The sequence below is a fragment of the Acinetobacter lactucae genome (assembly GCF_013344765.1).
Lineage (GTDB): Bacteria > Pseudomonadota > Gammaproteobacteria > Pseudomonadales > Moraxellaceae > Acinetobacter > Acinetobacter lactucae_A.
This window is the reverse complement of sequence record NZ_JABVBF010000197.1, coordinates 1-5,814: the sequence shown is the minus strand read 5'-3', so window position 1 is coordinate 5,814 and position 5,814 is coordinate 1. Positions and strand designations below refer to the sequence as shown.

The window sequence follows — 5,814 nt, the reverse complement described above, 5'->3', positions numbered from 1 at the left end:
ATTCTTAGTTTGATTAATAACATGCTCATTGATCTATTGGCGACAATGGCTAGATTAGATAATGACAAGCGAAAAGAACGTATAAAACAAGGGTTAGAAAGATCAGGTTATGTTCCAACTGGTAGAAAGGCAAATACTTCAAAACATGAGCGTATTAAAGAATTACTAAAGCTACAAAGCATGACAAAAGAAGAAGTAGCAAAAGCAGCTAGTGTTGGTATAGCAACAGTATATAGAGTAGCTAAAGAACTAAAGGATCAGTAAATCTAAAAATATAATCGAAATAGCGGTTTAAAGGGGTTTATAGGACTGCTGTAGAGCTTTTATCTCCTATTCTGAACTTACCTACCTGTAGTGTTTAAAGCTCCTTAAATCGAATCTAAGAGAGCTATGCGTTATGTATACTTTTGTTAATTTATTTGCTACAGCGAATTTTATGTGATATATTTTTATTGATATAAGTTGAGTAAATCCTTATTTTAAGTGAATGGGGACAACTTTTCACATTAAAAATCACTTTGTAAGCCTTAGACCATAAGGTTTACGTCTAAAATTATCCTGCATTATATATAGATGCTTTATTAGTATTTAAATCATATCTCTATCTTTAAAGAATTACTGTGATAACAATGCAGTGATAGGGAGCTCTATTCTTTAAAATTATTAGTTAGTTAAGGAGGTGTTGTGACAACAATTGGTATTAAAATTATGACAGATGGGAGGAGATATGAAATTAATCCTGTCCATTATGACAAGATAGAGAACTTAGCTTTGTATGCTAGAGACAATATGAGTTATCCATGTTGCTTTCACTTTTTAAGTCATATTGATGACCCTGAAACATTTAAAGAAACAAAAAGAAACTTAATTAAAGAGTTTGAGAGGGAGTTAAAGAGACAATTCAAATCATCTCCACAGGAATGCCCAGAAGTATTAGTGCTGTACTCTATTGAGTTTAAATACACAACTAATAAAGAAGTAGAAGGTGGTACAGATGCATACGATACAAGTAGGTTTGATATTCCTAAAGCCCCTTTTCTACATATCCACTTTTATGTGATCGCAGATTGCAGAAGAACACATCCAGGATTATTTAGAGATAAGGCTATAGCTTCACTTGATAACTTAGGTGGGTTAAGAGCAGGAAGGTATTTATTATCTAAAAATAATGAGCTGTTTAAAAAGCTTAAAGGTGAATATTTTGATGATACTTTTCAGCGACTACTGTATGTAGGAAAGGTCGAGCAAAAGTCACCTGAAATTCCATTTAGAAAGAAGTTTGGTACATCTAAAGTGCCAAACTAGTTATGTAACTAACTGTAATTTCAACCTAAAATGTTTGTATCATATTGCGCATATATTCAGACAAGTGTTTTATATATAAATATCAATAACATAAGCCATTGAAACATTGTATTAAAAACACTATTAATAGCAGCAGAAGAAATATAAGTTAAATGAGAGATAAATACTCTCATTTCTTATACAAAAACTAGATTAATGCTAGTTTTTAGTTACTAAAATTAGTAATTTACCAAACACAACCTATGTATTTATTGCACAAAATTTCAAAATAGAAAATTTCCATATTTATTTGTTATTTATAGATATTTCATGTTTTAAAGGCGTTCCTTTTTAACGGGGTGTTTTTCAGGTTAAACATAGACAGACGCTAGACCTGTTATTTGTAATAACTATCTTAATTTTAAAAATGATTAGGGTTTAAATCCTAAATCAAGTAAAGCCTGATAATACCTTTTAGCTTTAGATTCATTTTTCAAATCTTGGGCAATGAGTTCAGCAAATTCGATTTCCCCTGTACCAGCAGGAGCGAAGATTGAAAGTGATGTAAATACTGGACTTCTATTCTCGACTACAGCCTTTGCTATCTCTCTTGAAAAGTAATGTATTTGTTTTGGTGTTAGATATGAAAATAAGTCAGGATTCTTTACAGCCTTCTCTACTTGTTTTTTCTCTTCTTTAAACTTGAAAGAAAAAGAGAATCCATTAATTCTGACTCCTTTCTTATGTTGTTCATATTTGACAGTCAGGTCAGTGTTTTTATTAATTTGTTCTATGGCTACATCTAAAACACGAGCTTTGAAATTATTCATTTGCTTGTATTCGTTAACACCTAGACCAAGTTGATTTCTAAAGTTATCGATCTCGAATACAGGAGTTTTCTTTACAGTTTTCCATTGAATCAATAGCTCATAGAGTCGAATAGCATATACACTATTTAAACCTGATGTTTTTTCTAACAAATAACTAGTAAAGAAGTCTTTTAACCCATCTATCTTAGTTATTTCTTTTGCAACAACCCTACTAAGAGTAATTTCGATTCTACCTTCTTCTTGTATATATTTGACATCTTGAACCCATCTACTCTTTATAGGGTTCTTATCTATATCAATAATAGTAAAACGTCTCTCAAATAGAGTCTCTTCTGCACTCTTCAAAGCAATATAGCCTGCCTGATTAGATACATTAAATTCTTTTGCATACTCTACAGCACTAATGCTTAAGGGAACTGATGAGTCTAATCCTTTCCCATTCTCTCTAGCATTAACAATAGCAAGCTGTAATAGTCTAGTTTCTGCTAAAGATAAAGTTTGTAAAGCTTCAATTAATCTATTTGTTTTTACTACTAATTTATTACCCATACTTAATTAGATACAAATTTTAATATGTATCTTTTAGCACATAAAATTATTTGTATCAAATAGCAAAGGAAACGTAGCTAAATAGCAAAGGAAACGTAGCTAAATAGCAAAGGAAACGTAGCTAAATAGCAAAGGAAACGTAGCTAAATACCTATATAAGCAATTGATATATAATAGATATTAGGTGTATAAAAGCATTATAAAACTATTAAAATTATTAAAAGCCAAATTTTTATTTTTAAATGAGTTTTTTTTAATATAAATACACCCCTCTAGGAGCTCACCAGAGGCCCGTAGCGACTCGTTATTTGTTTTGGCTACATAACTATGCTTAATGTATCAAATGATGCTTAAAACGCTTATACGTGCTTCTAATGGTGTACTATTTCGTTTGTTGTGTTAAAATGGGAAAAGGTAAAGAATTCATAGCAATATGAGCTCATATTACTTTAAGGATTTATGTGACAAGGGATTCCCTTTTCTAAAACGAAAAAAGGGAAACTGCTACCAACAGTTCCCCTTAGTCCGTAAGTCTAGTTTTTAATCAAAATCTAATAGGTAAAACTATAGATAAATCTGATTAAAATCATTAACTTAAGTAGTGTTTTGTTATTAGATTTTACCAGATTTATTTGCAACGTTCAAGTTGACGCAGGGGAAACCCTTGTCAGAGACGTGCCTATGGTTTGCCTATAACAATGGTTATAGGAGAAAATTAACCATGATTCACGTTCCAAAACTACCAAGTGTTAATACTCACAAAGCATCTATTCTCTATCTCTTATTAAGAGGGCATAGAATTAAGAATAAAGAAATGTGGGGTCATATTGATACAGGTTATTCTGCTAGTCGTATCAGTGAACTACGTTCAGATTTATGGCTGATTGATGATATTTCCTTAAGAGAAGTTACTAAGGAGAAGAAAACTGTTGTTGTTAAACAGTACTTCATTAAAAGTATTCATCTTAGTGAAATTCTCAAAGATCAAAATGTTTTAGATTTCATTGCTAAATATGAAGCTGTTCATATGAGAAAAGCAGGATAATCATAAGCTGAAAGAAAGTAGGTGAACTTAATTAGATTAGGTTCACCTCTTTTTTATCCAAATAGTTTAGAGAGCAATCCCTTTTTTCCTTCTTTATGCTCAATTAATTTTTGATCTAATTGTTGTTTAAGCCATGTTTCATTCTGTCTTATATATTCTAATTGGGATTTCAGTTCATTAATTCTCATTTCACTAATAGCTAATTGTTGTTTTAGTTGTTCATTCTCTAACTTCAATTGTTCATTTAAAGTAGTAATATTGATGTCACCTTGTGTTAACACTTGTGGATTTTGAACATGCTTACTGAACAATCTAACTAGATCAGATGTATCTAATTTGCCTTCACTGTCTTTAGTTAATTTTCCTTGTTTTATATATTTGTACAATGTATTTCTACTTACACTAAAGTCTTGAGAAGCTTTGTTAATACTGATTCTGCTCACTGTTCATAACCTTCTTGTTCACTACTGTTAACATTAACATGTTAGTTGTATACGTATAAAATTAATTTGATAAGAGTATTCTGCTGCTCTATCCACGTACAGTGAAGAGATTAGGTAGTTTTGGTTTGTTTCAAAATTAGATTTTTAATTAAATAGTTATTGCAACTTTTCACAAAAGAGCCATGTTCATCCACTTCTCTAGAGATAGAAATCAGATCATTCGTAATAAGTATTTCTAAGGCTTTACTAATATGTTTAGGATTTATGCCATAACTAGCCAGTCTAGAATAAGAAATCTTTACATGCTTAGAGTTGTTTTCTCTAACTTGAAGCAGAATCAGATATATCTTTAAAGCAGTTAGGACATAGACTCCTTTATTGGGAAAGTTAGCAAGTCGATCTACTAAATGAACATATGGAATCTTAGTAAATCTCATATCAACAAAGACTAGCTTGTACTTATTTACAATATTCGTTTTATCTTGCTGTAGCTTTAGCACTATTCCTAATTCAATTAATCTCCTAATTCCTCTGATCACCATTGGTTTGCTCAAACCTGTTAAATCACTTAACTGTTGGAGAGATAAAGACACTTCTTTTGTCTTGAAATTATTTTTTAATCCAAAAGCTAGTAAGCACTTGAGTGCAGCTATATGAATACCCGTAAGTTTTCCTGCACTAAATGGTGCGTACTCAAGACCACTTATGTCAGGAGGTAAAGAACCGAATATTTGCATTACTTAATCCCTATTTGAATACGAATAATCAAAAACATAATGATGAGTGTCTGAACAAAACAAATAGACAGGAGTGCATTTGAAAAATTAAGGTTCATAAATATAAGGATGATCTTAAATAAGATTATCAAAAGGTGTATATGAGTAGAGATCATTATTAGCTCCAATTTAGTCATGCTAGTAATTTTTAAATGGTGACGGTAATAAATCTAGATTGTGATGTACCCTAAATTTATTAAAAATCTTATATTTTTATATTTATTATCAATAAATTATCTAATTTTTTATGCTGTAAATAGAAATACAACTTGTTAACCTGAAAATACGGCAAAGCTATCATTAGACTATAGTTAAAAAATAATTAGAATTATGACAATTAAATCTATCATTAGACTTTTAATAATTATTAAATGATAGTATTATCAAAATAGTTTCAAGAGACAGGCTAAATGATATGACCGTAAGAATATACGTAAGAGCTAGTACTAAAGATCAAGATGCAGAAAGAGCATTAAGTGATTTAGTTCTATTTGCAAATACTATTGATAGCACTCAAGTCCAATACATTGAAAATCATTCTGGAACAAAATTAGAACGCCCTCAATTGAATAAACTACTTAGTGAATCAGAGCAGGGAGATACTCTATTAGTTGAAAGTGTAGATAGACTCTCAAGGCTTACACAGAAAGACTTTGAAGTGTTGAAACAGCGCATCAAAGATAAAGGATTAAAATTAGTAGTTGCAGACCTGCCAACTACACATCAAACAATTGGAACAAGTGACGATATTACAGGCTCGATTCTTAGTTTGATTAATAACATGCTCATTGATCTATTGGCGACAATGGCTAGATTAGATAATGACAAGCGAAAAGAACGTATAAAACAAGGGTTAGAAAGATCAGGTTATGTTCCAACTGGTAGAA

The 5,814-nt window shown here is 30.8% G+C and carries 6 protein-coding genes and 1 pseudogene; 4 read left to right on the top strand and 3 right to left on the bottom strand.

Going from position 1 to position 5,814, the window contains the following annotated elements:
• Positions 1-264: pseudogene (locus HUN22_RS15165) on the top strand (recombinase family protein); the annotation flags it as partial.
• A gap of 420 nt (positions 265-684) precedes the next feature.
• Positions 685-1,305, top strand: a complete 621-nt coding sequence (locus tag HUN22_RS15160; protein ID WP_317889660.1) for a hypothetical protein — start codon at positions 685-687, stop codon at positions 1,303-1,305.
• A 410-nt stretch (positions 1,306-1,715) separates the two neighbouring features.
• Here HUN22_RS15160 and repM read toward each other — a convergent pair whose 3' ends face one another.
• The gene (gene repM / locus HUN22_RS15155; protein ID WP_174731003.1) at positions 1,716-2,663 is read right to left on the bottom strand and encodes a replication initiation protein RepM; all 948 of its coding nucleotides are present in this window, start codon (positions 2,661-2,663) and stop codon (positions 1,716-1,718) included.
• 721 nt (positions 2,664-3,384) lie between these two features.
• Here repM and HUN22_RS15150 point away from each other — a divergent pair.
• Positions 3,385-3,708 carry a hypothetical protein gene (locus HUN22_RS15150; RefSeq protein WP_174731000.1) on the top strand — a complete coding sequence of 108 codons (324 nt, stop codon included), beginning with the start codon at positions 3,385-3,387 and terminating at the stop codon, positions 3,706-3,708.
• A 53-nt stretch (positions 3,709-3,761) separates the two neighbouring features.
• On the opposite strand, the gene HUN22_RS15145 is transcribed toward HUN22_RS15150, so the two are convergent.
• Both HUN22_RS15145 and HUN22_RS15140 read right to left on the bottom strand, forming a co-directional pair.
• Positions 3,762-4,151, bottom strand: a complete 390-nt coding sequence (locus HUN22_RS15145; RefSeq protein ID WP_174730997.1) for a helix-turn-helix domain-containing protein — start codon at positions 4,149-4,151, stop codon at positions 3,762-3,764.
• Positions 4,152-4,261: 110 nt separating this feature from the next.
• Positions 4,262-4,888 (bottom strand): hypothetical protein, encoded by a 627-nt coding sequence (locus HUN22_RS15140; RefSeq protein WP_174730994.1) that lies wholly within the window; start codon positions 4,886-4,888, stop codon positions 4,262-4,264.
• A gap of 454 nt (positions 4,889-5,342) precedes the next feature.
• Between HUN22_RS15140 and HUN22_RS15135 the strand changes: the two genes are divergently transcribed.
• Positions 5,343-5,814: recombinase family protein (locus HUN22_RS15135; RefSeq protein ID WP_174730991.1), on the top strand; the 472-nt coding region annotated here is incomplete at its 3' end.